Source organism: Mycetocola tolaasinivorans (assembly GCF_003667565.1).
Lineage (GTDB): Bacteria > Actinomycetota > Actinomycetes > Actinomycetales > Microbacteriaceae > Mycetocola > Mycetocola tolaasinivorans.
Genome location: NZ_RCUX01000012.1, coordinates 22,314 through 47,435 on the forward strand (window position 1 = coordinate 22,314; position 25,122 = coordinate 47,435).

Annotated in this window: 20 protein-coding genes, 1 tRNA gene and 1 other RNA gene; 13 read left to right on the plus strand and 9 right to left on the minus strand. The window is 65.5% G+C overall.

What is annotated here, in order from left to right; all coding sequences use genetic code 11:
• Positions 1-49 precede the first annotated feature (49 nt).
• The 9 genes from D9V32_RS13670 to D9V32_RS13710 all read left to right on the plus strand — a co-directional run bounded on the left by D9V32_RS13670 (position 50) and on the right by D9V32_RS13710 (position 10,699).
• A complete protein-coding gene (locus D9V32_RS13670) occupies positions 50-1,225 on the plus strand; it encodes an ROK family transcriptional regulator (protein ID WP_121649475.1) in 1,176 nt (391 codons plus the stop codon).
• Positions 1,226-1,374: 149 nt separating this feature from the next.
• A complete protein-coding gene (locus D9V32_RS13675; protein WP_121649476.1) occupies positions 1,375-2,601 on the plus strand; it encodes a multidrug effflux MFS transporter in 1,227 nt (408 codons plus the stop codon).
• Positions 2,602-2,755: 154 nt separating this feature from the next.
• Positions 2,756-3,385: a phosphatase PAP2 family protein gene (locus tag D9V32_RS13680; protein ID WP_121649477.1), complete on the plus strand. Its 630-nt coding sequence runs from the start codon at positions 2,756-2,758 to the stop codon at positions 3,383-3,385.
• A 21-nt stretch (positions 3,386-3,406) separates the two neighbouring features.
• Positions 3,407-4,393, plus strand: coding sequence for a nucleoside hydrolase (locus tag D9V32_RS13685; protein ID WP_121649478.1), 987 nt, complete (start codon positions 3,407-3,409; stop codon positions 4,391-4,393).
• 313 nt (positions 4,394-4,706) lie between these two features.
• Positions 4,707-6,719, plus strand: coding sequence for a helicase HerA-like domain-containing protein (locus D9V32_RS13690; RefSeq protein WP_121649479.1), 2,013 nt, complete (start codon positions 4,707-4,709; stop codon positions 6,717-6,719).
• A 252-nt stretch (positions 6,720-6,971) separates the two neighbouring features.
• Positions 6,972-7,955, plus strand: coding sequence for a siderophore ABC transporter substrate-binding protein (locus D9V32_RS13695; protein WP_121649480.1), 984 nt, complete (start codon positions 6,972-6,974; stop codon positions 7,953-7,955).
• 35 nt (positions 7,956-7,990) lie between these two features.
• Positions 7,991-8,953: an ABC transporter permease gene (locus D9V32_RS13700; protein WP_121649481.1), complete on the plus strand. Its 963-nt coding sequence runs from the start codon at positions 7,991-7,993 to the stop codon at positions 8,951-8,953.
• The gene (locus D9V32_RS13705) at positions 8,946-9,944 is read left to right on the plus strand and encodes an iron chelate uptake ABC transporter family permease subunit (protein WP_121649482.1); all 999 of its coding nucleotides are present in this window, start codon (positions 8,946-8,948) and stop codon (positions 9,942-9,944) included. Before D9V32_RS13700 ends, D9V32_RS13705 begins: the two co-directional genes overlap by 8 nt.
• The gene (locus tag D9V32_RS13710) at positions 9,941-10,699 is read left to right on the plus strand and encodes an iron ABC transporter ATP-binding protein (protein WP_121649483.1); all 759 of its coding nucleotides are present in this window, start codon (positions 9,941-9,943) and stop codon (positions 10,697-10,699) included. The genes D9V32_RS13705 and D9V32_RS13710 overlap by 4 nt, the downstream gene beginning before the upstream one ends.
• 30 nt (positions 10,700-10,729) lie before the next feature.
• Here D9V32_RS13710 and D9V32_RS13715 read toward each other — a convergent pair whose 3' ends face one another.
• Together D9V32_RS13715 and D9V32_RS13720 are read right to left on the minus strand one after the other, a co-directional pair.
• Positions 10,730-11,275 (minus strand): hypothetical protein, encoded by a 546-nt coding sequence (locus D9V32_RS13715; RefSeq protein ID WP_121649484.1) that lies wholly within the window; start codon positions 11,273-11,275, stop codon positions 10,730-10,732.
• A 61-nt stretch (positions 11,276-11,336) separates the two neighbouring features.
• Complete coding sequence (locus D9V32_RS13720) at positions 11,337-12,191, minus strand: class I SAM-dependent methyltransferase (protein ID WP_121649485.1); 855 nt, start codon at positions 12,189-12,191, stop codon at positions 11,337-11,339.
• Between the two features lie 260 nt (positions 12,192-12,451).
• On the opposite strand from D9V32_RS13720, the gene D9V32_RS13725 reads away from it, so the two are divergent.
• Positions 12,452-15,643, plus strand: coding sequence for a DUF7507 domain-containing protein (locus D9V32_RS13725; RefSeq protein ID WP_183086325.1), 3,192 nt, complete (start codon positions 12,452-12,454; stop codon positions 15,641-15,643).
• A gap of 106 nt (positions 15,644-15,749) precedes the next feature.
• Here D9V32_RS13725 and D9V32_RS13730 read toward each other — a convergent pair whose 3' ends face one another.
• The 5 genes from D9V32_RS13730 to D9V32_RS13750 all read right to left on the minus strand — a co-directional run bounded on the left by D9V32_RS13730 (position 15,750) and on the right by D9V32_RS13750 (position 19,297).
• Positions 15,750-17,333, minus strand: coding sequence for a helix-turn-helix transcriptional regulator (locus D9V32_RS13730; RefSeq protein WP_121649487.1), 1,584 nt, complete (start codon positions 17,331-17,333; stop codon positions 15,750-15,752).
• An 85-nt stretch (positions 17,334-17,418) separates the two neighbouring features.
• On the minus strand, positions 17,419-17,856 hold the full coding sequence (locus D9V32_RS13735) for a DUF1801 domain-containing protein (RefSeq protein WP_121649488.1): 438 nt from the start codon (positions 17,854-17,856) through the stop codon (positions 17,419-17,421).
• Positions 17,857-17,872: 16 nt separating this feature from the next.
• Positions 17,873-18,406 carry a DUF6036 family nucleotidyltransferase gene (locus tag D9V32_RS13740; RefSeq protein ID WP_121649489.1) on the minus strand — a complete coding sequence of 178 codons (534 nt, stop codon included), beginning with the start codon at positions 18,404-18,406 and terminating at the stop codon, positions 17,873-17,875.
• Complete coding sequence (locus tag D9V32_RS13745) at positions 18,403-18,906, minus strand: excisionase family DNA-binding protein (protein WP_121649490.1); 504 nt, start codon at positions 18,904-18,906, stop codon at positions 18,403-18,405. Before D9V32_RS13745 ends, D9V32_RS13740 begins: the two co-directional genes overlap by 4 nt.
• Positions 18,907-19,207: 301 nt before the next feature.
• Positions 19,208-19,297, minus strand: a tRNA-Ser gene (locus D9V32_RS13750).
• Between the two features lie 160 nt (positions 19,298-19,457).
• Here D9V32_RS13750 and ffs point away from each other — a divergent pair.
• From ffs to D9V32_RS13765, 3 genes are all read left to right on the plus strand, one after another.
• Positions 19,458-19,554, plus strand: an RNA gene (ffs, locus tag D9V32_RS13755) — signal recognition particle sRNA small type.
• 63 nt (positions 19,555-19,617) lie between these two features.
• A complete protein-coding gene (gene pta, locus D9V32_RS13760; RefSeq protein ID WP_121649491.1) occupies positions 19,618-21,759 on the plus strand; it encodes a phosphate acetyltransferase in 2,142 nt (713 codons plus the stop codon).
• An 8-nt stretch (positions 21,760-21,767) separates the two neighbouring features.
• Positions 21,768-22,967 (plus strand): acetate/propionate family kinase, encoded by a 1,200-nt coding sequence (locus tag D9V32_RS13765; protein WP_121649492.1) that lies wholly within the window; start codon positions 21,768-21,770, stop codon positions 22,965-22,967.
• A 74-nt stretch (positions 22,968-23,041) separates the two neighbouring features.
• Here the strand turns inward: D9V32_RS13765 and D9V32_RS13770 are convergent, their stop codons facing one another.
• Together D9V32_RS13770 and D9V32_RS13775 are read right to left on the minus strand one after the other, a co-directional pair.
• Entirely contained in the window at positions 23,042-24,346 is a 1,305-nt protein-coding gene (locus tag D9V32_RS13770) for an HTTM domain-containing protein (RefSeq protein ID WP_121649493.1), read from the minus strand.
• Entirely contained in the window at positions 24,343-25,107 is a 765-nt protein-coding gene (locus D9V32_RS13775; RefSeq protein ID WP_121649494.1) for a DUF5819 family protein, read from the minus strand. The genes D9V32_RS13770 and D9V32_RS13775 overlap by 4 nt, the downstream gene beginning before the upstream one ends.
• Between the last annotated feature and the right edge of the window lie 15 nt (positions 25,108-25,122).

Here is a 25,122-nt window from a genome sequence, read left to right on the forward strand (position 1 = left end):
CCAAAAGATAATTGTGGGGGTAAGATTCAGGAGAAACTAAGGGGAGTCAGTGAAGCCAACGGGTAGTAATCTCGACGCGGTGCGCCGCCACAACCTCGGTCGAATCCTGGATTTGGTGCATCGCGAGGGCTCACTCTCACGCTCGGCCCTCACCCGCGAAACGGGGCTGAACCGATCGACAATTGCGGCGCTCGTTGCCGAGCTTGTATCGCGCGGCCTTGTGGTGGAGGGCGTACCGGCCACCGAGGGCGTGGTGGGGCGCCCCTCGCCCGTGGTGTCGCCGAGCGAGGGCACCGTGGTCCTCGCGATCAATCCCGAATACGACGCCATCACCGTGGCCGCGGTCACCCTGGGCGGGCGAGTGATCGAGCGCGTGCGTCGCGGCTTCCGCACCGGACCGAGTGTTCAGCGCGCCGTAACCGAATCGGCCGCACTGGTGAGTGAGCTGCGCGGCAGGCTCCCCTCGGACGTGCGCATTGCGGGAATTGGTGTGGCCGTCCCGGCCCTCGTACGCGCTGAGGACGGCATGGTGCGTCTTGCCCCGCGGTTGGGCTGGGTGGACGCCCCCCTCGCCGAGCTGCTGGCCGACGTTACCGGGCTCCCCGTCCTGGTGGACAACGATGCGAGCCTCGGAGCGCGCGCCGAGTATCACTTCGGCGCGGGCCGCGGCATCGACGACCTGATCTACCTCAATGGTGGTGCCAGTGGTATCGGTGGTGGCCTCATCCTCGGCGGCCGACCCATTCGCGGTGCGGGCGGATACGCGGGGGAGTTTGGTCACACCTTCTCGACCGAGGGCGGGATCCCGCTGGAGCGCGCGGTGACCCGCGACGCCCTGGTGGACGCGGTGGCGCCGGGGGCGGATATCGACGATGCCGAACTCGAGCGGCTGCTGCGCGCGACGCCGCATCCGATCACCGCCACTCACGCCGAGATTCTTGGCCGCTCGCTCGGCGGCATGATCAATATCGTGAATCCCTCGCGGATTGTGCTGGGTGGGTTCCTTGGCATCATCGCCGCCTGTGAGCCCGAACTGCTGGCCGCGCGGGTTGCTCGCTACGCTCTGGTGCCTCCGGGGGAGGAGGCGGAGATCGTGCGCGCCGAGCTGGGGGCCGATCTGCTCCTCATCGGTGCGGCCGAACCGGTGATCGATCGCCTGATTGCCGATCCGGGTCGCATGCCCGTGCGACTCCCGGGTGCGCGTCCTGCCGAACTGCAGCGGTAGCGCGCGCACGCTCGTCGGCAATCCCGGGCGTTCGTAAAATTTAGCCCGGTTATTGTCGCCTTCGGCTTGGTCGTGCCGGGTGGTTGTCGATAGGGTTAACGGATTCATCGAATCGATTCGATACTTCGACCCCCACTGCAAAGGACCCCGTGACCACCGTCGTACACCCCGGTGACGCCCTCTCCCGCCGCCAGCGCCTGGCCTACGTTTTTATTCTTGGTGCGCTCACCGCGCTTGGCCCCTTCACGATCGACCTCTACCTGCCGGCGTTCCCGCGGCTGCAGGCGGACTTCGACGTCAGCGTGACCGCCATTCAGCTCACGCTGACCGGCACCACCGTGGGCTTCGCGATTGGCCAGCTCTTTATGGGGCCGTGGAGTGACAAGGTGGGGCGCCGCACGCCGCTGATGATCGCGACGGCCGTGCACGTGCTCGCCTCGCTCGGCTGCATGCTCGCACCGGACCTCATGGTGCTGGGCATCTTCCGGGTTCTGCAGGGTGCCGGAGCGGCGGCGGGCGCGGTGGTAGCCACCGCGACCGTCCGCGACCTCTTCGGCGGACGTCCCCTCGTGGTGATGCTCTCCAGGCTCGCCCTCGTCAACGGTATGGCCCCGATTTTGGCCCCCATGCTCGGCGGGATGTTCCTCTCCTTCATGGACTGGCGTGGTCTATTTGTTGTCCTTGCCATCTACGGCATCGCCGTAATGGTTGCGGTATCGCTGTGGATCGTCGAGACCCTTCCGCCCGAGCGCCGCCGCTCTGCCGGATTTAAGGCCACCCTCGCGGGCTATCGCTCGGTGCTCTCGGACCGCATCTACGTGGGGGCCATCCTGATCGGTGCGCTCAGCTTCTCCGGTCTGTTCGCGTATCTCTCGGCCTCCTCGTTCCTGTTCCAGGACTTCTTCGGGCTCAGTGCCACCGAATATGGTTTCCTCTTTGCCGGAAACTCGGTGGGCATCGTCGCTGGTGTGCAGATTTCCTCGCGCCTGATGCGCCGCATCGCCCCGCAGTGGGTGCTTGCCGGCTCGACCATCGTGCAGCTGATCGCCGCGGTCGCGATCATCGCGCTGGCTAGCTCCGGTGCCGGGCTGTTTGGCATCCTGGTGCCGCTGTTTGTGTTCATCATGGCCTGCGGTTTCGGGTTCCCCGCGACCCAGGTGACCGCGCTCGCCCGTCACGGGGACGCCGCCGGTATTGCGGCCTCACTGATGGGTGCCGTGAACTTCGGCCTGGCCGGCATTCTCTCCCCGGCGGTCGGTATCCTGGGCGGCGATGGGCCGGCGATGGGAATGGTCATGGCCGGGACCTCGGTGGCCGCGATCATCGTGCTCTGGGCGGTTGTTCGCCCGAGGACGGTGCCCGCACTCACCGACTAGTCATCACCCTTTCGCCTTCCGTTCATCCCTGGATAGAATCTGTGTGCTAACCGGGGATGCACGGTGCGTCCGGGATTTCTCGGCGCGCGGTTTCTCCGTGGCCGGGAATCCGGGGATAGCCTGAACCGACTATTGGTTCGGTAAGGGATGCACTATGACGACAGCACGGCGACGGGCCCTGGGTATCGGTGGGGGAGCGCTGCTCGTGGCGTTCGCGATCATCCTGGTGCTCGTGGTGACCGGCGTGAGCACTCGCTGGGATCACGCCTGGATGCAGGATCTCCTGAGCTGGCGTGACAGCGGCGTACTGGTGTCGATCGCCCTGTTCCTCAATGCTTTTGGTGGCGGGATTGTTGGCACCTACGTGCTTCCCCTGCTGATCTCGGGCCTGCTGTGGTGGCGGCGCGGCCTGCGCACCGGGCTCTTCTTCTTAGTCACCTCGGCGATCAGTGCCCTGCTGGTGCAGCTGGTGAAGAAGATCATTGAGCGCCCGCGTCCCGATGTGTTGATGGTCTCGGCCGATCACGGATCGTTCCCCTCGGGGCACACCGCAAACGCCGCCACGATGATGGTTGCGCTGGCGCTGATCTTTGGTCGCTGGTGGATCGCCTGGATCGGTACGATATACGTGGTGATCATGGCGCTGTCTCGCAATCTGCTGGGCGCGCACTGGTTCACGGATACCCTGGCGGGCACCCTGCTCGGCACGGGTGTTGCCCTGCTGATGTGGCTCGTGTTCTTCCGCCCCGCGCGAGAGAGATCGGCCGTCTCCGCCACCCGCTGATCCCCTCGAACGGAGCCCCGCATGTCGGTCGCCACCCACCCCCTCGCCGATCCGTTTTTTCTGGACTGTGACACCGGTATCGATGACTGCCTTGCCATCGCCTATCTGATTGGGCGCGGCGTGAACCTCGTGGGTGTGGGCACCGTGAGTGGAAACACCAGTGCGGCGGAGGCCGCCGAGAACACCGCGCGCTTCCTCGGTGCCCTGGGCCGCACCGATATTCCGATCGCCGTGGGGGCACACCACCCGCTGGACGGTGTCTTTGCCGGCACGGTGGCGTTTGTACACGGGGAGAACGGCATCGGCGATGTCGACCTGCCCGCGGTGGATGCCGCCCGCGTCGACACCAGTGCCGCGCAGCTGCTGGTCGATCTAGCCCGCGCGAATCCCGGCACGCTGCGGGTGCTTGCGATTGGCCCGCTCACCAACATCGCCCTGGCTTTCGCCCTGGAGCCGCGCCTGCCCGAGCTCATTGGCGAGCTCACGATCATGGGTGGTGCCGCCCTCGCCCCGGGTAACGCCACCGCCGCGGCCGAGGCCAACATCTATAAGGATGCCGTCGCCGCCCAGACCGTACTCACCTCGGGGTTCAACACCGTGCTGGTGCCGCTGGATGTCACGATGGAGCACACCGTTGGCCCCGCCGAGCAGGAGCGCCTGTCGGCCTCGGCGCAGCCGGGACTGCGCGCCCTGGGTGCGATGCTCGACACCTACCTCGACTTCTACATCGGCGTCTACGGTGAGCGCCGCGCGGCCCTGCACGATCCGCTGGCCGCCGCCATCGCCACCGGGGATGTCGAGCTCACCCTTGCCCCGGCCGCCTCGGTCGTGGTGGAGACCGGTCGCGGCCCCGCCCGTGGGCAGACCATCGTGGATCTTCGCGGACGCTTCCGGAACTACGCGGTGCCGGTCAGCGCCGGTGCCCTCAGCCGCGTGGTGCTCGAGGTTCCCTCCGACGCCGCGGACACCATCATGACCGTGATCGAGCGGATCGGGGCCGCGCGCTAGCCTCGGTGCCGATCCCGTGTGCGCCGCGTACCCCTCGCCCCGTTTCGTAGTTCGCGGGGTGCGGGGGCGTGACCTCTGACATCGACGGCTGATTTTGGGCGCTCATTGAGCGCTCAAAACCAGCCGTCGTTTTTCGAGGGGGGATTTTGCCGGGGCCCCTCGTTTTTCGGCGTCAAATTGAGCGCTCATTGAGCGCTCAAATTAGGGAGGTCGGGGGAGCGGGGGAGGATTCTGGCGGGCCGGGCCCGAACTGGGGCGAAGGGGTTGCCGATCACCCAGTGACACCGGGCGGGGGAATGGTTATGCTCGTGCCATGAGCGCAGACGCCAAGAATTCCGAAACCGCTGGAACGCCCGCAGACGCACCGAATGCCGCGGCACAGGATGCCGCGGCGCTCGCCGAGGCTGCCCGTCGCGCCCAGGAGGAGGCCACCGCCGCGGTCGCCCGTGCACAGGAGGCACTGGCCGCCCTCGCGGCGGCAAACGCCCAGGCGGCACCCGTGATTCCCGCGGCCCCAGTGGAGCCGGCGGCTCAGGCAGAGCCCGCTCCCGCTGAATCCGCGCCCGCACCTCCGGCTCCCGAGGCCGAGGCCGACGCTCCTGAACAGGCACCCGCGCCAGCAGCACAGGCTTCAGCGCCAGCGACCCCGCCAGCAACCCCGGCAGCGCAGGCCCCGCCAGCGCAGGCCCCGGGTGCCCCGCTCACCGCCGAGCAGGCGGAGGCTATTCGTGCCGGGTACACCCTGGAGGGTCCCGCGCTCGACATCGGTGCGCTGATGAACGGTGAGCCGGATCCCAGCGTGCAGGTGCGCATCCCGCTGGCCATGATGAACCGGCACGGACTCGTCGCCGGGGCCACCGGAACGGGCAAGACGCGCACGCTGCAGGGTCTTACCGAGCAGCTCAGTGCGCACGGAGTGCCCGTGTTCGCCGCCGATATCAAGGGCGATCTCTCCGGTGTCGCGACTCCAGGTGAGGGCAACGAGAAGCTGCTGAAGCGCACCTCGGCCCTTGGGCAGGACTGGACGCCCGCGAGCTTCCCGGTGGAGTACTTCTCCCTCGGCGGTGTGGGCACCGGCGTGCCGATCCGGGCGACGATCGCCGGCTTCGGCCCCACGCTGCTGTCCAAGGTGCTGGGCCTCAATCCCACCCAGGAGTCGAGCCTCGGGCTCGTGTTCCACTACGCGGATAAGGCCGGTCTTGCACTCCTGGATCTCTCGGATCTGCGCGCGGTCCTGACCTTTCTCGCGAGCGATGAGGGCAAGGCCGAGCTCAAGGATCTTGGTGGGCTCTCAGCCGCGACCGTCGGTGTGATCCTGCGCGAGCTCATCACCTTCGCCGACCGCGGGGCCGACCGCTTCTTCGGGGAGCCCGAGATCGACGCCGCCGAGTTCCTGCGGGTGGCGGCGGATGGCCGCGGCATCATCTCGCTGCTCGAGGTGCCCGGGGTGCAGGATCAGCCCGCCCTCTACTCGACGTTTCTCATGTGGCTGCTCGCCGAACTGTTCCACACCCTGCCCGAGGTCGGCGACCTGGACAAGCCCAAGCTCGTGTTCTTCTTCGATGAGGCGCACCTGCTCTTCACCGACGCCTCCAAGGACTTCCTCTCGCAGGTTGTCCAGACGGTGCGCCTGATCCGATCCAAGGGTGTGGGCATCTTCTTTGTGACCCAGACCCCGAAGGATGTTCCGGCCGATGTCTTGGCCCAGCTCGGTTCACGGGTGCAGCACGCGCTCCGCGCCTTCACCCCCGACGACGCCAAGGCGTTGAAGGCCACCGTATCGACATACCCGAAGTCCGGATACGATCTCGCCGAGGTGCTGCAGGCCATGGGCACCGGTGAGGCCGTCGTCACCGTGATGAACGAGAAGGGTGCGCCCTCGCCGGTGGCTTGGACCAGGCTGCGCGCGCCGCAGGGACGGATGGATCCCACCCCGACGCCGCAGATCGAGGCAGCCATCGCCGCCTCGCCCCTGCTCGCAAAATACGGTACGGCCATCGATCGCGAGTCTGCCCGCGAAATCCTCACCGCCCGTCTCGACGCTGCCCACGCCCAGGCCGAGGCCACCCAGGCGGCCGCGGATCAGGCCAAGATCGACGCCGAATATGCGAAACAGCAGGCCGCGATCGACAAGGCGCAGGAGGCCGCCCGGAAGAAGGCCGACGCCGAATACGAGCGCCTCCTGAAAAAGACCGCCGGAACCGGACGATCCACCAAGGCGAGCCCGCCGAAGAACGTGCTGGAGGAGGTTCTGGGGTCGAAGGCGACAAAGAATCTCCTGACCGGCGTCGTCGAGGGAATCTTCGGCACGCGTCGGCGACGATAGCGCACCGTAAACAGGGCACCGCCGAAAGCGGCCATCACGACTTGTCCGTGATGGCCGCTTTCGGCGGTGCCAAGAATCGGCGTAATTCCGGGCAAAACCAAACACGCGCACACCCGTTTGACATTTAATACTTAGGAAAGCCTAAACTAATTTTGGATGAACCCTCATCCGTACCGAAGACGAGGTGGGCGCGCGGTAGGGCGGTATTTGGCGTGCGCACAGACTCGTTTAACGTCGAGGAGATATCACAGCATGCTTCGCACCAGACTGACCACCACGGCCACGCTAGCCACGCTGGCCGCCCTGATCCTCACGGGCTGCACGGCGGCTCCCGGAGGAACGGCGGAATCGGCCACACCGGGTGCCTCCGCATCCACCGTCACCATCACCGACAACTTCGGCGAGATCACCGTTCCGGTGAAGCCGAGCCGCGTGGTTGCTCTCGACAACACCCTGTTCAAAACGCTCAACGACTGGAACATTGACCTGGTGGCCGCCCCCAAGGGGGTGATGGGCACCGCCTGGCCGAAGTACGTAGACAACAGCGACGTTCTCGATATCGGGAACCACCGCGAGCCGGACCTCGAGAAGATCATCGAGGCCGACCCGGATCTGGTCCTCGGTGGCTATCGCTTTGGCAGCTACTACGAGGAGATCAAAAAGATGGTGCCCGCCACCATCGAGATCAACCCGCGCGCCGAGGAGGACGTCATCTCCGAGCTCAAGCGACAGACCGAAATCCTCGGCAGCATCTTTGATCGTCGGGAGGACGCCGCGAAACTCTCCGGCGGTCTGGACGGCGCGATCACCGAGGCTAAGACCGCCTCGGCCGGCATCGGCACGGTCCTCGCCGTGATCGTCTCGGGCGGCAAGATTGGCTATGTGGCACCGATCACCGGCCGCAGCCTCGGCCTGCTCTACCCCACGCTCGGTCTGACCCCGGCCATCGAGCAGGACGCCGAAAACACCTCCCACGGAGACGATCTCAGCCCCGAGGCCATCGCCGCCGCCAACCCCGACTGGATCGTCGTGCTCGATCGCGACGGCGGATTCGGCGAGAGCGACTACGTCCCCGCGAAGGACGTCCTCGAAAACGCCGAGGCGCTGAAGAACGTGACCGCGGTCACGAAGGGGCAGATCGTCTACGCCGACCCCTCGTTCTACCTCGATGAGGGCATCCAGTCGTACACCCGACTGTTCACCGACCTGGGCACCGCCTTCTCCGCGGCGGCGTGAGTCAGCCGCTGACCACTCAGCCCGCTCAGGCCCCGATGCGCAAACGTGCCCGGGGCCGGAACGGTGTGTTGCTGGGCGCGGCCACCCTGGTGGTGGCCGCGCTGATCGCGGTGTCCCTAAATGTGGGCGTCTACGACATTCGCGGCGATGAGTTCGGCGCGGAAATGTTTTGGATCTCGCGGGTTCCGCGCACCGCGGCCCTCGTGCTCGCGGGCTCGGCGATGGCGGTTTCCGGGCTGATCATGCAGATGATCACCCGCAACCGATTCGTCGAGCCCGGCACCACCGGTACCACCCAGTGGGCCGCACTCGGACTGCTGCTCGTCACCCTGTGGGTGCCCGAGGCCACGCTCGGCACCCGCATGGTGGTGGCGAGCATCGCCGCCTTTGTGGGGGCGATGATCTTCCTGGCCATTCTGCAGCGCATCGCGTTGAGTTCCTCGCTCATCGTGCCGCTCGTGGGCATCATGCTCGGGGCCGTGGTGTCGGCGTTTACGACCTACCTCGCGCTCACCACCAACATGCTGCAGATGCTCGGCACCTGGTTCATGGGCAGCTTTACCGGGGTGGTGCGCGGCCGATACGAGGTGCTGTGGATCGTCGGGATCATCGTCGTGATTGCGTACATCGTGGCCGATCGCTTTACGGTCGCGGGCCTCGGCCGAGACATCGCCACGAGCGTGGGGCTCAACCATCAGCGCACGCTCATCCTGGGTACCAGCCTGGTCGCGGTCTCCACCGGTGTGACCACCGTGGTGGTGGGATTTCTGCCGTTCCTGGGGCTCATCGTGCCGAACGTGGTGTCGATGATCCGGGGCGACAACCTGCGCTCGAATATCCCGTGGGTGTGCCTCGGCGGAATCGCGATCGTGGTGGTGTGTGACCTGATCGGTCGCCTGATTCGAATGCCGTTCGAGGTGCCCGCCTCAATGATTCTCGGGGTGCTCGGATCCGCGGTGTTCATCGCCCTCGTCCTCGGGGTGCGGCGTCGTGGCTGAGCCGCGGGTGCTCGAAGCCTCTCGAGAGGCGCGGGTCTGGCCGCGGTTTGTGATCCTCGGGGTGGTGGCCGCGGTGTGTGCGCTCGGCGTCCTGACCTGGGGGATCGGGCCCGAACCCGGCAGCCGCGGATTCTGGCTCGTCGTGGAGCGCCGCGGCATCACGGTGGCCACGATGATCGTGGTGGCCGCGGCGCAGTCGGTGGCCACGGTGCTGTTTCACACGGCGACCAGCAATCGTATCCTGACCCCGTCGATCATGGGCTTCGAGGCGCTGTACGTGGTGATGCAGACGGCCCTGGTGTTCTTCTGGGGCGCGCAGAGTCTCGCGGCCACCGATGGCCTGCTCAAGGTGGCGCTGCAGAGTGCGCTCATGGTGGTCTTCGCGACCCTGCTCTACCGCTGGCTCTTCTCGGGCCGGTTGGGTAACCTGCACACGATGCTGCTGGTGGGGGTGATCCTCGGGATGGGTTTCGCCTCGGTGGCCACGTTTATGCAGCGCATGCTGACGCCCAGCGAGTTCGACGTGCTGTCCGCGCGGCTGTTTGGCAACATGTCGAACTCCAACCCCGAGTACATTCCCTGGGCGACGCTCGTAATCGGTGCGGTGATCGCGATCGTCTGGGTCAAACGGCACCGCCTGGACGTGCTCGCACTCGGCCGCGAGACCGCCACCAACCTCGGGCTCAACTTCCGCGGGGAGGTCACCCAGCTGCTGGTGATCACCGCGGTGCTGATCTCGATCTCGACCACGATGGTGGGCCCGCTCACCTTCTTCGGTTTCATCGTGGCGACCCTCGCGTATCAGCTCACCGGTTCGTCCCGGCACGCCCATGTGCTGCCGTTCGCATTCCTCCTCGGCCTCATCACGCTGCTCGGCGGATACTTCATTCTCCGCCACGTGTTCTCCGCCGCCGGGGTGCTGTCGGTGCTCATCGAGTTTGTGGGCGGCCTGTTCTTCCTGATCTTCCTGTTGCGAAAGGGGCGGCTATGATTTCGCTCTCCGATGTGTCCAAGAGCTATGCCGGCAGGCGGGTGCTGGGGCCGATATCGCTCGAGTTGCCCGCGGGCGGGATCACCGCGCTGGTGGGGCCAAACGGCGCCGGAAAGTCGACCCTGCTGACGATCATGGGGCGACTTCTCGACCCCGACACCGGCAGCGTGGTGGTGGGCGGTGCGGACGTGGCGACCACCCCGAGCCGCGAGCTCGCAAAGATCCTCTCGATCCTGCGGCAGGAAAACCACTTCATTACCCGACTGACGGTGGCCCAGCTGGTGGCCTTTGGCCGTTTCCCGCACTCGCGCGGGAGGCTCACCGCCGAGGATCACGCGCACGTCGAGCGGGCGCTCGACTTTCTGGGCCTGGGTGATCTGCGTGATCGCTTCCTCGACGAGCTCTCGGGAGGCCAGCGGCAGCGCGCGTATGTGGCGATGGTGCTCGCGCAGGACACTCGCTACATCCTGCTGGACGAGCCGCTCAACAACCTCGACATTCACCACGCGGTCTCGATGATGCGCCAGCTGCGCCGCGCGGCCGATGAGCTGGGGAAGACGTTTGTGATCGTGATCCACGACATTAACTTTGCCTCGGCCTATGCCGACCGCATCGTCGCACTGCGCGATGGCGAGCTGGTGAGCGTGGGGACGCCCGCGGAAATCATGCGTGACGATGTGCTGGGTGCGCTCTTTGACACCGAGGTGCGGGTGCGCAGTGACGGGCCGTACCCGCTCGCCGTCTACTACCGCTAGCGCTACGCCAGGTGAGCCCGAACGCTAGCGCTACGCAAGGCGGAAGGGACTGCGCTCGTACCAGTAGAGGAGGTCAGAGTGGTTGCGCTGCAGCTCGTCGAGTGTGAAGGGGTGCGTGGGTCGGGTGCACTCGCCGGGCAGGGCGGCCGAGAACCGGTCGATCTTTCCGCGTGACCAGTACTCCCCACGCATGCGGCAGAACAGCCGATCGTCGGTGTCGAGCACAAAGAGCTGCGGGGTGGTGCGGGAGGCGAGGGCGCGGTGGAGGTCGAGAACGACGTGGCTGCCGATCCGTTCGGTGGGGAGGAAGCTCACCCGGCCGAGGAAACCGCGCTCGTGCAGGCCGTCCTCATCGAGCCAGATGGTGGTACGGACAAAGCGGACACCGGCGAGGCCACCCAGGAGCAACAACCCGATGTGCACCAGGAGCACGGTGAGCACCTCACCGGAGTTGCCGGCGAGGCCGTAGAGCAGCACGAAGAAGGGCAGCATGACCACGGCGTAGACCAGATAGGCACGCCAGAATGACCGACGATCCGGGTGACCCACGAGGGGAAGCGTGGTGTGCTCGGGCATGATTCTCCGTTCTCTGCCCTCACACACTAACCGTTTCGTGGGCCGGTGCGGAATCCTCGAGTTAGCCGGCCTTGACCGCCTGCAGCGTATAGGTCAGTGGAAGGCGCTCGTTGTGCTCGGTGAGTGCCCACTCCCCGTCGCCAATATGGTGCATGCGGCCGGGGAGGGCCTCCCAGGGCACGCTGCGGTGCTCCTCGAGGCCGGTGATGGTGAGCCCCTCGGCCAGCAGCGCGCCGATGATCTCGCCGAGCCCGTGATTCCAATCGTGGGTGAGGGTCGCGGTGAGCGGGGTGTCGGTCTCGACATAGGTGCTGTCGTCGTCCCAGACGCTGGGTTCGGGCTGCTCGAAGTAGGGGTAGCCCACCACGAGGCCCTCGCTGCGGGTTTCATCGATGGCCCAGAGCATGGGGTGTCCCTCGCGGATGAAGAGGCGGCCGCCGGGGGCCAACAGGGTGGCGACGGTGTGTGCCCAGGCGCGGATATCGGGCAGCCAGCACAGTGCACCAATACCGGTGTAGACGAGATCAAACACCTCGGTTCCCAGCACCTCGGTGGCGCGGTAGACATCGGATTCCACGAAGGTGGCGTCGACGCCCGCGCGGGCGGCGATGTCCCGGGCACCGGCGATCGAGGCGGGGGAGAGGTCGAGGCCGGTGACCGAGACGGCACCGAGGCGTGCGAGCGAGATGGTGTCGGTGCCGATGTGGCACTGCAGGTGCACGGTGCGCAGGCCGGTGATGTCACCGAGGCGTGCGCGATCGTAGGCAACAACCTCGGATAGCCGCGTGGGGTCGCCGATCAGGGCGTTCACGGCGTAGCCCGGAGAGTCGATGTGCAGCGGTGCGCGGGCGTCCCAGTTGGCACGGTTGATATCGCGTGACTCATCGGTGAGCGGTGAGGGCGTGGAATCGGTCATGCTGGCTCCTTATTCGAGAAGGGTGCTCGGCAGCCGAGCCTTCCAGCCTAGCGGAGGGGATGCGCGTCGTGACGCCCTTTCGGACACGGGGTGAGGAGAGGGGGTGGCCGCCCCTCACCCCGGGGTGGAATCTCAGGTGAGATCACAGGTTTTATGTGAATCGATCTTCCGGTGCCCAATTAACTGAGTGTGGGCTGGGTGGGATCTGCGTGTTTTGACGATGCCCATGCCCGTTCATATACGCACTTATGGAGGCAAAAATGTTTGTTGGTACACACCAACACCCGACGTCGCGGAGGGGGCGAAGCCTGGGGAACCGAATCCTCGGTGCCACCGCCGTCACCGCCCTCGCGGCGCTCTCAATTGTGGGAATCGGATCCGCCGCACAGGCCACCGTTCCCGGACAGCCCGGGGTGCCTCAGGCATCGACCGTGCTCTACCAGGAAGACTTCCAGAACCGGCCGGGTGCCGAGCCCATCGTGAAGCTCGACCAGTACGTCGGCGCTCAGGGCCAGCGCTATACCGCCGATGACGTGTGGCTGCGCGACTGCAACGGCTGGATTACCCAGGCCACCCAGTCCGTAAACGCCGCGGGCCCGGTAGCCGACTGCCGGAACGCCCGTGACTGGAACAACATTCTGCAGATGGCGTACGCCCTCGGCGTATACAACGACAATGCGAATCCCCAGACGAACTTTGCCGTGTCCGCCTACACCGCGGGAAACCCCGGCGTCGGACGGGTCGAGTTTGAGACCGTCGACCCGATCGAACTCAACAGCAACGGCCGATTCGTGGTCTTCTCGGTGGATGTCGCCGCGGTGAACTGTAACGTCTCGGCACCGCTGCTGCAGTTCCAGCTGGTCACCCCGAGCGCCGTTGTCCCGGCCGGAAGCCAGATCAACGGTTGCCAGGGGCAGCGGTCGATCTCGGTGCCGGCAATCGGCCAGAGCATCGCGCAGACGGTGTCCGTGGGAACCAGTACGAGCAACGGTTCGGTTCTGCTGACCGATAACTCGGTCGGGATCCGGATGCTCAACAACAACGGATCGGGCGTTGGAAACGATCACTCGTTTGACAACATCCGTCTGCTGGATGCCACCCCGCAGCTCGATAAGTCGTTCAGCCCCGCTCAGCGCGTGGCCGGCGAGGTATCGACCCTGACGTTTACCGTGACCAACACCGAGGAGCTTGCGTCGAAGAACGGCTGGTCCTTCACCGACGCCCTGCCCACCGGGCTGACCGTCGCCGAGGGCACCACCGCGACCACCTGCCCCGCGGGCGTTGTGACCGCTGAACCCGGCGAGTCCACCATCGGGGTAACCGGCAACCTCTCGCAGGGCATGCGGTCCTGCACGATCACCGTGCCGGTGACCTCGGAGACCGCCGGAAGCTACACCAACGGCCCGGACAACATCACCAGCGTCGGACTGAACCCGCCCGCAAACACCACCGTGGTGTTCGCCGAGCAGGACCCGAAGCTCACCGTGGTGAAGTCGGCCGAACCCGCCGCGGACGTCACCCCGGGCGATGTTGTGACCTACTCATTCCTGGTAACGAACACCGGTAACGTCGCGCTGCGCGACGTGAGCGTGAACGACGCCGAGTTCTCCGGTACCGGCGAACTGTCGGATATCGTCTGCCCGGCGGGTGCCGCTCTGCTGGCCCCGGCCGCCGCGATCACCTGCACGGCGACGTACACGATCACCCAGGCCGACTATGAGGCCGGTTCGGTCACCAACTCCGCCACCGCCACGGGCATCCCGCCCCGCGGTGAGGCACCGGTCTCGCCACCCTCGACGGTGAGTGTCCCCACCTCGGACCCCGCACCCGCCCTGAGCGTCGTGAAGTCCGCTTCGCCCGCGCAGATCACCGCTGCCGGTGAGAGCGTCACCTACTCGTTCCTGGTCACCAACACGGGGGACATCACCCTGCACGATGTGACGGTGAACGAGGGCGAATTTGACGGCACCGGCGAACTGTCGGATATCGTCTGCCCGGCGACAACCCTGGCCCCCGCGGCAGAGGTTACCTGCACCGCTACCTACGTGGCCACCCAGGCCGATGTGGATCGCGGATCGCTGAATAACTCCGCCACCGTTACCGGTACCCCGACCAACCCCGCGGTCACCCCGCCGGTTTCGGTACCGTCCACCGCCGTCGTGGAAGCCCCCGCGGCACCGGCGCTGTCCGTGGTGAAGTCGGCGACCCCGGCACAGCTCACGGCGGCCGGTGAGAGCGTCTCCTATGCGTTCCGGGTGACCAACACCGGAAACATCACCCTGCGGGACATTGCAATCACCGAGGGCGACTTCACCGGCTCCGGTAAGCTCTCCGACGTGATCTGCCCGGCGGGAACCCTCGCTCCGGCGGCTCAGGTCACCTGCACCGCAACCTACGTGGCCACCCAGGCCGACATCGATCAGGGCTCGCTGCGCAACACCGCGACCGCAACCGGTACCCCGGTCAACCCCGCGGTTCCGGCACCGGTTTCGGAGCCCTCCACCGCCGTGGTGGACGTCGATGCACACCCCGCTCTGACCGTGGTGAAGTCCGCGGATGAGGCGGCGCAGAAGGGGATTGAGGTCGGCCAGCAGGTCACCTACTCCTTCGTGGTGACCAACACCGGAAACCTCACCCTGACCGACGTTTCGGTTACCGAGGGTGCGTTCAGCGGTGCGGGTGAACTCTCCGCCGTGGAGTGCCCGACCGGTGCCCTGGCACCGGGGGCGCAGCTCACCTGTGAGGCAACCTACACCGTGGTGCAGGAGGATGTGGACGCCGGCTCGATCACGAACTCGGCTACGGCCACCGGAACCCCGCCGGCGGGTACCCGTGCGACCCCGCCGGTTTCGGACCCGTCCGATGCCCTCGTTCCGGCAAACCCCGCGCCGGCACTGACCGTGGTGAAGACCGCGGATGTGACCACCGTCACCCGGGTGGGCGAGACCGTCACCTACTCGTTCCTGCTGACCAACACCGGGAACGTGACGCTGGCGGATGCCTCGGTCACCGAGGGTGACTTTAGCGGTACCGGCGAGCTCTCGGACGTGGTGTGCCCGGCCGAGGCTGCACAGCTCATTCCGGGTGCGCAGGCCACCTGCACCGCGACATACGCGGTTACCCAGGCTGACCTGGATGCTGGATCGCTCACCAACACCGCAACCGGTTCGGCGCACACCCCGGGTAACCCGGGTAACCCGGTCACCTCGGATCCCTCAACCGTCGCCGTCACGACTCCGGGACCGGTCGTGGTGCCGACTCCGGAGCCGTCCGTTGTACCGACTCCGACCCCGACTCCGACCCCGACTCCGACCCCGGTGCCTGAGGCGGCTCCGGAACTGGTGTCGACCGGTGCCGACCTCTCCGGTCCGATCGGCCTCGCCACCGCCGTTCTGCTTCTTGCCGGAGCAGTACTGGTCTTCGGCCGTCGCCGGATGACGCATGATTCCTAGGTGAGTCGTCCGGGTGCGAGCGCTTGGAGGTCGCATCCGTATATCTCACACGTCGGGCCGCTCATCACTGGTGGGCGGCCCGACGCGTGCGTGCGCGGGGTGGCAGCTATCCGGTCACCGGTGTCGGCGCGGCCGTTTCGGTGACCCCGGAACCCGCACGATGGCGAGCGACCCGCACGGCCTCCTCACGGGTGGTCACACCGAGCTTGCGATACAGGCTGCGCAGGTGTGACTTCAGCGTATTGATGGAGACGTGCATGCCGGCGGCGATTTCGGGCAGCGTGGCCTCGGCGCTGAGGAGACCGAGCACGTCATTCTCCCGCGCCGTGAGCCGAGAACTGCGGCCATAGGGGTAGGCAAGCAGGCTGAGGGTCGGCGGAGTCCGAAGGAGCTCCTGGATCGCCCGCCGCGTGGCTGGGTCGGCCTCACCGGGTGCGCTGGGGGCGGACCGGAACTGGATCAGCTCCGCTGCCTCACGAATTGCGGTTTCCGCTGCGGGGGAGCCCATCTGCCCGAGAGCCGAAGCACGCAGCACGGCCCAGCGGGTGTGCAGGGATGCCCCCGCCTCGGTGTCGCGCGCGGCCTCGCGGGTGAGACGGTCGAGCGCGGCTCGCGGGTTTCCCTCTAACAGGCTCAGCCGCACCCTGCTGGTTGCGAGGAGTGGGTGCTCTTCCGGTAGACCGGTACGCTCCAGAATTCGATGGGCCGCGGGGAGGTTCCCCACGAGCTGATAGAGATCGGCGAGGTCGGCGCGCAGCAGCATCCCGGCCGCGGACTCGGGCCCCGCCAGTCGGGCACGCGAGGAGAGCTCACGTTCGACAAACAGGATGGCCGGGCCGGAGACCCCGCGGTGAAGTGCGGCTCGGGCGCGCACGTGCACTTCGAGCCACCAAAACCCGGTGTCCGAAACGCGGCAGCCGATGGCGTCTAGGACGCGTCCGGTGGCCACATCATCCGCGTGCTCGATGGCGATGAGGCCTTCGGCGAGAAGCCCCGTCATCGGGTAGCGATTCGAGGGCACGTGCCGAGTGGGGGTCTCCTTCCGCGCCAGGTCAAGCCAGTGCTGGGCCTCGGAAAACTCATGCATGAGGGCGAGGCACAGGGCGAGATGCTCGGCCGCGATCGGCGCAACGGGATGGGGCATTACGTGTGTCGCCCAGCGCCAGGACTCCGAGAAACACTCGCGCGCTCGCCGCAGGTGTCCGGTGAGGAGGAACGCGATCCCGTTGAGGAGCAGGACGGAGGGAAGTACGTCGTCGAAACCGCTCGTTTCGGTTGTCGTGTGGATGAGTCGTTCCGCCTCATCCGCGAGCTGTGCCGCGCGCAGGAACTGCCCCGCGGCGTGCGCCTGACGCATACGCGTGGTGAGGACGCCGAGGAGGTCCCGGGTCTCGGGCCGCGGCGTTTGCTCTACCCAGTGCTCAAAGCGTCTCTGGGCCTCCGCATGAACCGCGATGTACCCGAGTTTGCCACTGCGCGCGATCGCAGCGGACATCAGGTAGCGGGGATGCTCGTTCAGCCAACCGTCGGGCACGTGCTGCCACAGATCGTGCACGACGTCGGGATCGGTGACGGAGAGCGCAAAAAATGAGTGGTCGACAATGGGCGCGAGATCATCCCAGCTCTCGTCGGCGATGATCCGTGTGATTTCGGACAGCACGGCTTCACGGCGGTCCCCCCAGTACAACATACGTCGATCCTAGTGAACTTACGTACCTCAAATGGTGGACAAAAAGTATCAATATGTCGGCAACTCGGTGCGAGGCTAATGCCGTCTAATCAGTCGCTTTTGCGGGCTCTCCGTCGCGTGCACGCTGCAGGAAGGTTCCCGCGGTCACCGCGGCAAATGAGCGGGCGAGAATACTCTCCAGCACGGCCACATCGACGCGGTCCAGTCGCGCGATATAGAGGCACCCGACGCCGGTCTTGTGCGGGCCCAGTAGGGCGAGTTCTGCCGCATAGGTGCCGATGCCGTCCGCCAGGTAGATCACCGTTGCGGACGCCCGTGGCGCGAAGCCCGCCGCGGGAGCGGTGCCGGAGTGCCCGCTCTCGTATCGGTAGTGGTACTCGCCGAAGCTGATGATCCCCTTCCAGAGGTGGGGTTCCAGCCCGGTAACGCGGCGCAGGGTCTCGATCAGCGTGAGCGCATCGTCGCGTCGCGTGGCCGAGGTGAGGGCATCGAGGCGTTCGGCGATCTCTACGGGCAGTGGCATGGAGAATCCTCTCGGGTCAGTAGCTACTCAGATGGGCGAGTACGCGCTCTCGGCGAAGAGCTTCTGCATCGTCAACGAGTCGCGCGCGTTCCACGAGAACGGGCACCTCGAGTAAGTGCGCTCTAATAAGTGCATTTACAAAGGCGACATCTTTCTCGCGTGCGGCGATAAGCTTGCTTATCGCAAGATCATGTGGGTCGAGAAAATGTGGCGTTGCAGGGTGAGATGATTGCAGGTCCCACTGGACGAGCCGATGTCTCCACCCTGCCGGAAGAACCGCGGTTTCGATATGAATTCTCTCGGCGTAGATTCCGTTCATCGCGTGAAAACCGCTGAATTCCCCAATCGCACCCTCAACCCTGTCTGCCTTGGACCGCGCGGGGTCATCGAGGAAGGCGATATCGGCTTCAATCGAGGTCGTCGCTTCGACAGGCAGATCATCTTCCTCATACGTTCCGAGAATAGATTGGGATCCAATGACGAGGACGTTCGCGTCCTCAACTACGCGTGATGCCGCCCTCAGCAGGTGCGCGAGCTGATTTCGATTCATGCGATCAGCAACCCGTGAGGTTCGGCGCGATGAGCGGCGAAATTGCGCAGCACTTTTGCCCGCTGTTTCTCCGTGAGCACTCCCGCGAAAGGACTATTTTGTCTGAGCTCGATCGACTGCCGATCGATGCCGACCAGCGCGCGTCGAACATCATCGATGCCGCGATCAAGAATTGCCTCCCACTGATTTAGATAGTGAACGCTCATCCCATCGCTGCGGTGGAGCCCCTGCCAACGGTGAAGGTTCTGACGAGCGATCCTTATTACGCGTTCTGGATCCAGAATGAGCTGCCCCAAGACGACCTCGTGCAGCCAGAGAGACCGCTGTTCGTCAGGTGTGAGGGGATTCGTCAGGTTTTCAATATCACGCGGGGAAATGCGCCGATGCTTTCCCACGCGTGTGAAGGGTAGCTCGCCGCGCTCGCACAGATCGACGACGTGCTGGCGCGATACGCCCAGCAAAACAGCGGCGGTGCCGGTACTCATCAGCGTCTGATCCATACCTGCACTCTAATCGCAAACACCAAAAACACAATAGAATCCGGGGGAGCGTCTATTCGTAGCGCGAGCCATGCGTACGTGGTGCGACACGGCCGCGGTGAGCTCACCCCCACTTCACGGGTGATGTTCAGCAAGCGGAATTGGCGCGGTGGGCGGGGGTGAAAATGCCGCCTCCGCGTCGCGAATGTGAGGCCGCGGGCACGGGGTGCGCGGCGATCTTGGCGGCGCATTCGCGGGAGAGTGCACGCGAAAACCGCGTCCGGAAAAGCCAAAATCCCCTGGATAACCAGGGGATTTTTTGTGGCGGAGAATGGGGGATTCGAACCCCCGAGGGCTGTAACACCCAACACGCTTTCCAAGCGTGCGCCATAGGCCACTAGGCGAATTCTCCAAGGCGGTTGCACGAGGCAACGAACAACATCATACCCAGAAGGTGGGGCGAGTTCCTAACCGGGAGTGTCGGGGCGCGTCGGATGCGACAAACGATCGTTCGTCAACACCCCGGCACTGTTGCTGAAATGTGATCCAGAGTAAAATCGGGTAAGCTAACTGATGACTCCTCGCGTGGCGTCATCCAGGCCAACTCCCCCAGGACGGAAACGTAGCAAGGGTAACCGGGCTCTGGCGGGTGCGCGAGGGGTCGTTTGCTTTCCGGGCCCGCCACCCGTTGGCTCGGAGGGATTTGAGGAACACCCACCCGTACGGAGCGTAATGGCGCAGAGTATCTATATCACCGCGGCCGAAGGCCACACCGGAAAATCGACGGTTGCACTGGGGGTTCTAGACGCACTGAGTCGGCGCGTCCCCCGAGTCGGCATCTTCCGTCCCATCGTGCGTATCGATGAGGGCAGCGACCGCGACTACGTGCTGGAACTGCTGGTGAAGCACGAGAGCGTGTCGCTGAACTACGACGACTGCGTGGGTGTCACCTACGAGGACGTTCACCGCGATTCCGATGAGGCCCTGGCCAACATCGTCGCCCGCTATAAGGCCGTCGAAGCGCAGTGTGACGCGGTCGTGGTGCTGGGCTCCGACTACACCGACGTCGCCGGCCCTGCTGAGTTTGGCTTCAACGCGCGCATTGCCGCGAACCTGGGTGTCCCGGTGCTGCTGGTGCTGGGTGGCCGTGAGGGCCCCGGCACCGGTGAGGAGCTGGGTCTGTCCGCCGCCCGCGAGCCCGACGATATGCGTCAGGTCATGGAGCAGGCACTGCAGGAGCTGCACAGCGAGCACGCCCACCTGCTGGCCGTCGTCGCGAACCGTGCCGAGGCCGCGCGTTCGGTCGAGATCGTCGAGGCGATCGAGAGCGCACTGCCCGTTGGTTCGGGTGCGCGCCCGCCGGTCTGGGCGATCCCCGAGGATCCCTTCCTCGTGGCCCCGAGTATGCAGTCGATCCTGAACGCCGTGGACGGCACCATGATCAGCGGTGACTCCGACCTGCTGCGCCGCGAGGCGCTCGGCGTTGTCCTCGCCGCGATGTCAATGGAAAACGTGCTGCCGCGCCTCACCGAGGGCGCCGTGGTCATGGTTCCGGGTGACCGCAGCGACGTGCTCCTGGCCGTGCTGCTCGCGCACGCCTCCGATAACTTCCCGTCGATCTCGGGCATTATCTTGAACGGTGGCTTTGAGCTTCCAGAGCCAGTGCAGCGTCTGCTCAACGGCCTGAAGTCGGTCACCCCGATCATCGCCACCGAGTACGGCAGCTACCAGACCGCCGTGCGGATTACCCGTACTCGCGGCCGTCTGGCCGCCGAGTCGCCGCGAAAGTACGACTCAGCGCTCGCGCTGTTTGAACAGAACGTTCAGGTTGATCGCCTGCTCGATCTGCTGCAGGTTTCCACCACCGGCGTGGTCACCCCGCTGATGTTTGAGTATGGGCTGATCGAGCGGGCTCGTCAGGCCCGGCGTCACATCGTGCTGCCCGAGGGAGGGGACGACCGCATTCTGCGTGCCGCCCACATCCTGCTGGCCCGCGAGGTGGCTCGGATCACGATCCTCGGCGAGCCCTTCGAGGTGCGTTCGCGCGCCATCGAGCTGGGTCTCGACATTTCTCGTGCCGAGGTGTTGTCGCCGTTTGACCCGGTACTCACCATTCGTTTTGCCGAGGAGTATGCGCGCCTGCGCGCGCATCGAGGCATGACGGTCGAGAAGGCGCGCGAGATTGTTAACGACGTCTCATATTTTGGCACGCTGATGGTGCACCTCGGCCTCGCCGACGGCATGGTCTCGGGTGCCGCGCACACCACCGCGCACACTATTCGTCCGGGCTTTGAGATCATCAAGACCCGTCCGGGTGTGAACGTGGTGTCCAGCGTGTTCCTGATGGCCCTCGCCGACCGCGTTCTCGTCTACGGTGACTGCGCCGTGATTCCGGATCCGGACTCCCCGCAGCTCGCGGATATCGCGATCTCCTCGGCCGAGACCGCCTCCCAGTTTGGTGTGGCGCCGAAGATCGCGATGCTCTCCTACTCCACCGGAACCTCGGGTTCGGGCGCGGATGTGGAGAAGGTTCGTGCCGCGACCGAGCTGGTGCGCGAGCGTCGCCCGGACCTCGAGGTGGAGGGGCCGATTCAGTACGATGCGGCCGCCGATGCCGCGGTCGCCGCCGCGAAGCTGCCGGGCTCGAAGGTTGCCGGCCGCGCCACCGTCTTTGTCTTCCCGGATCTCAACACCGGAAACAACACCTATAAGGCCGTGCAGCGTTCCGCTGGCGCGGTCGCGATCGGGCCGGTCCTGCAGGGACTGAACAAGCCGATCAACGATCTGTCCCGTGGGGCCCTGGTCCAGGACATTGTGAACACCGTTGCCATCACCGCCATTCAGGCGGGTGCCGCGGCCACAAACGAGCAGTAAGGAACATCATGTCCGCGGTTTTGGTAGTGAACTCTGGCTCCTCGTCGCTGAAGTATCAGCTGATTGAGATGGTCGGGGAGCAGGTTTTGGCCTCCGGTCTGATCGAGCGCATCGGTGAGGACATCGCGGTGGTTACCCACCGCAACGTGGAATCCCATGCGGATGCCCCGTTCGTCTCCGAGGTGCCGATCGCAAATCACGTCGACGCGTTTGCGGCGATGCTGGAGCGCTTTGCGGCGCACGGCCCCTCGGTTGAGGAGCATCCGGTGATCGCGGTGGGTCACCGCGTGGTGCACGGCGGTAAGCGCTTCTTCGAGGCCACCCGGATCACCGACCTGGTGAAGATCAACATTCAGGATCTCGCCGAGCTGGCGCCGCTGCACAACCCGGCGAACCTCGACGGTATCGTCGCGGCCGAGCGGGCCTTCCCCTCCGTGCCGCACGTCGCGATCTTCGATACGGCGTTCCACTCGACCCTTCCCGAGAAGGCCTACCGGTATGCGATCGACCGCGATCTGGCCGATCGCCACCGCGTGCGTCGCTACGGTTTCCACGGCACCTCGCACCAGTATGTGTCGCGGGCCACGGCGGAGTTCCTGGGCAAGGATGTCTCCGAGCTCAACCAGATCATCCTGCACCTGGGTAACGGCGCATCGGCCACCGCCGTGCGCGGCGGCGAATCCGTGGACACCTCGATGGGCTTCACCCCGCTCGAGGGTCTGGTCATGGGCACGCGCAGCGGTGACGTGGACCCGGCGGTACTGGTGCACCTGCAGCGGGTGGCGGGCCTTTCGGCCTCGGATATTGACACGCTGTTGAACCGTAAGAGCGGCCTGCTCGGCCTCTCCGGTGCCGCCGATATGCGTGACCTTGAGGCTCGCGCCGCCGAGGGGGACGAGATCGCAATCACCGCCCTGGACGTCTACAACCACCGCCTGCGCGGCTACGTGGGTAAGTACTACGTTGATCTCGAACGGGTCGACACCATCGTGTTCACCGCCGGCGTGGGTGAAAACAGCCCCCGGGTGCGCGCTCGTGCGCTGGCCGGGCTGGAGCGCCTGGGCATCAGGATCGACGCCGAACGCAACGAGGGCCGCGGCGGCCCGAAGATCATCTCCACCGATGACTCCGAGGTGACCGTGCTCGTGGTCCCCACCAATGAGGAGCTCGAGATCGCCCGCCAGACGCTGGCCGCGATCGAGCGTTAGGGCCGGATAAACGTCGAGGCCGCGGAGGGTATTCCCTCCGCGGCCGCGATGTTTTTTTGGGGGGCGATGCCCGCTTAGGAGGCGGGAGCCACTCCGCGCTTGCGGGTACTGCCCGCGGCACGAGTGCGCGGACGGGAGGCTACCGAGGGCGTGGGTACCAGTTCACGCTCTTCCTTGGTGACGGGGGTTTCTTCCCCCTCCTCGTCCCCGGTGCGAGCTGGGGCCGTCTGCTTCGTCTTCTTTGCCTTCCCCGCTGCGGTGACAGGGCCCGGCTGTGCCACGGACGTTGCGGCCGTGGAGTCGTCTTCGGCCCCGCCCCCGGGCCCGGTGGCCTCGAGGCGTGCCTCGCGGTAGCCGCCGTGGATACGGTCGATGAGGCCCTTCCAGGTGCGGTCGCGGATGAAGATGAAGTCGATCGCGATCATCGTCAGCGAGAACCAGGGCAGGCCCATCGTCACACCGATGCCGATGTGGAAGCTCATGATCGCGATCAGGGCGATGATGCGGGTCGGGCGGGTCAGCAGCATCAGCGGGAAGCACATCTGCATGATCATCGAGCCGACGGTAAGGAACGCCACCAGGGGTGCCCAGGTGGTGATCAGTTCGGTGAGGAACGGCCAGGTCCCGAACCGCTCGGTGGAGAGCGGGTTGTAGATCGCGTATCCACTTGACCACGGTGTTCCGCCGGCCTTGTAGAGGGCACCTGAGACATACACGAACGATACCTGTGCGGTCAGGATCACCAAAACGAGGTTGTGGAAAAGATTGCTGACCTCGCGCGGCAGGATCCGCTGGGTGCCGTTCTTTCTCCGGCGACGAGCGTCCAGCGACCAGCGGCCGGCGGTGTCGGCGAAGAGGAAGAAGAACAGGGCGATGCGGTACATGTTGTCGCCCTGATCGCCGATCATATCGTTGGCCTCAATGAAGCTGACCCAGAGGACGAAGTACACCGGCAGGACAATCTTGATGCGCCACCCCAGAATTACCAGCACCGCGAGCAGCATCAGCAAGACGTACAGTGCGGTGTAGGCGACATCGTTGGTGATGGCGTTGTGGAACGAACTGAAGATCCAGATTTTTGGGAAATCGCTCTTGATGTTGGCGACCTCGTCATTCCATACCGAACCCGATCCGAATGAGTACAGGCGGGTGCGGAAGTTTGTGAGCAGCAGGCCCAGCCCGGTGACGCCAAAGACGATCCGGGAGACGGCGATGCCGTAACGGGCCTTCTTAGAATCCAGCAGCCAGGATTCGGCAAACCGCCAGCCGCGAACGGGCAGGGAGATCAGGAGCTTCCAGCCGTCACGGATCAGACCGGCCAGCATCGTGCCCATCGTGCGCAGCCACTGCTGCGGACTCAGGCGAACCCTTTCGCTCATTTGTTGATCCCCTCATACTGAGCACGGAAGATATCGCCGAAGGCCGCATCTGACTGGCCCTCCTTGACGAGGTCGGCACGCCAGCCGATATCCGCCACCTGCGCGGCCGGGCGCTTGGCCTCGGGATTGTTGCGTTCGGCAAACGGAATGACGTTTGTGCGGCTCACGCGGAACTGCACTCGATCGGGGGTGCCCCACAGCGCTGTGGCAACCTGGGTTGCATAGGCACGGGCCATCCGGTCCGCGAAGAGATAGTTGTTGACCGCGGCGTTTTGGCCGCCGCCTCCGAGCGCCTCGCCCATCCTGGCCTCGGCATCATCGCCCTTGAAATAGCCCAGGGCAACGACCTTCTTCTGCTCATCGGTCAGCGCGTCATATCGACCCTTGACCGTGCTGGCGAGCTCACTGGACTGGATACCGGCCCGCGGCGGGAACAGGTTGTTTCGGAGCATTGAGAGCTCGACCGCGGTGGCATCCACCCAGTCTTGAAGTTCGGGTTCGCCGCCATTCGGGGCAGCCCAGGCGCGTACCTCAAATCGGTAGTCGCCATTGATCGGCTCGGGAGCAAATACGCTCCAGGACTGGCCGAACATGGGGATCATATAGCTGGTGAGCGCGTTGCCTGGAACAACGTCACGCAGGGGAGTGGGCGGTGCTATCCAGAGGAATGAGGCGAGGACGTGCCAGCCGGTGAAGAGAACCGCCACTACGGTGACGATGCGGATTCCAAGGGAGCGGGGAGCGAGAGTTTTTTTACCCACGGTTGAAAGCCTTTC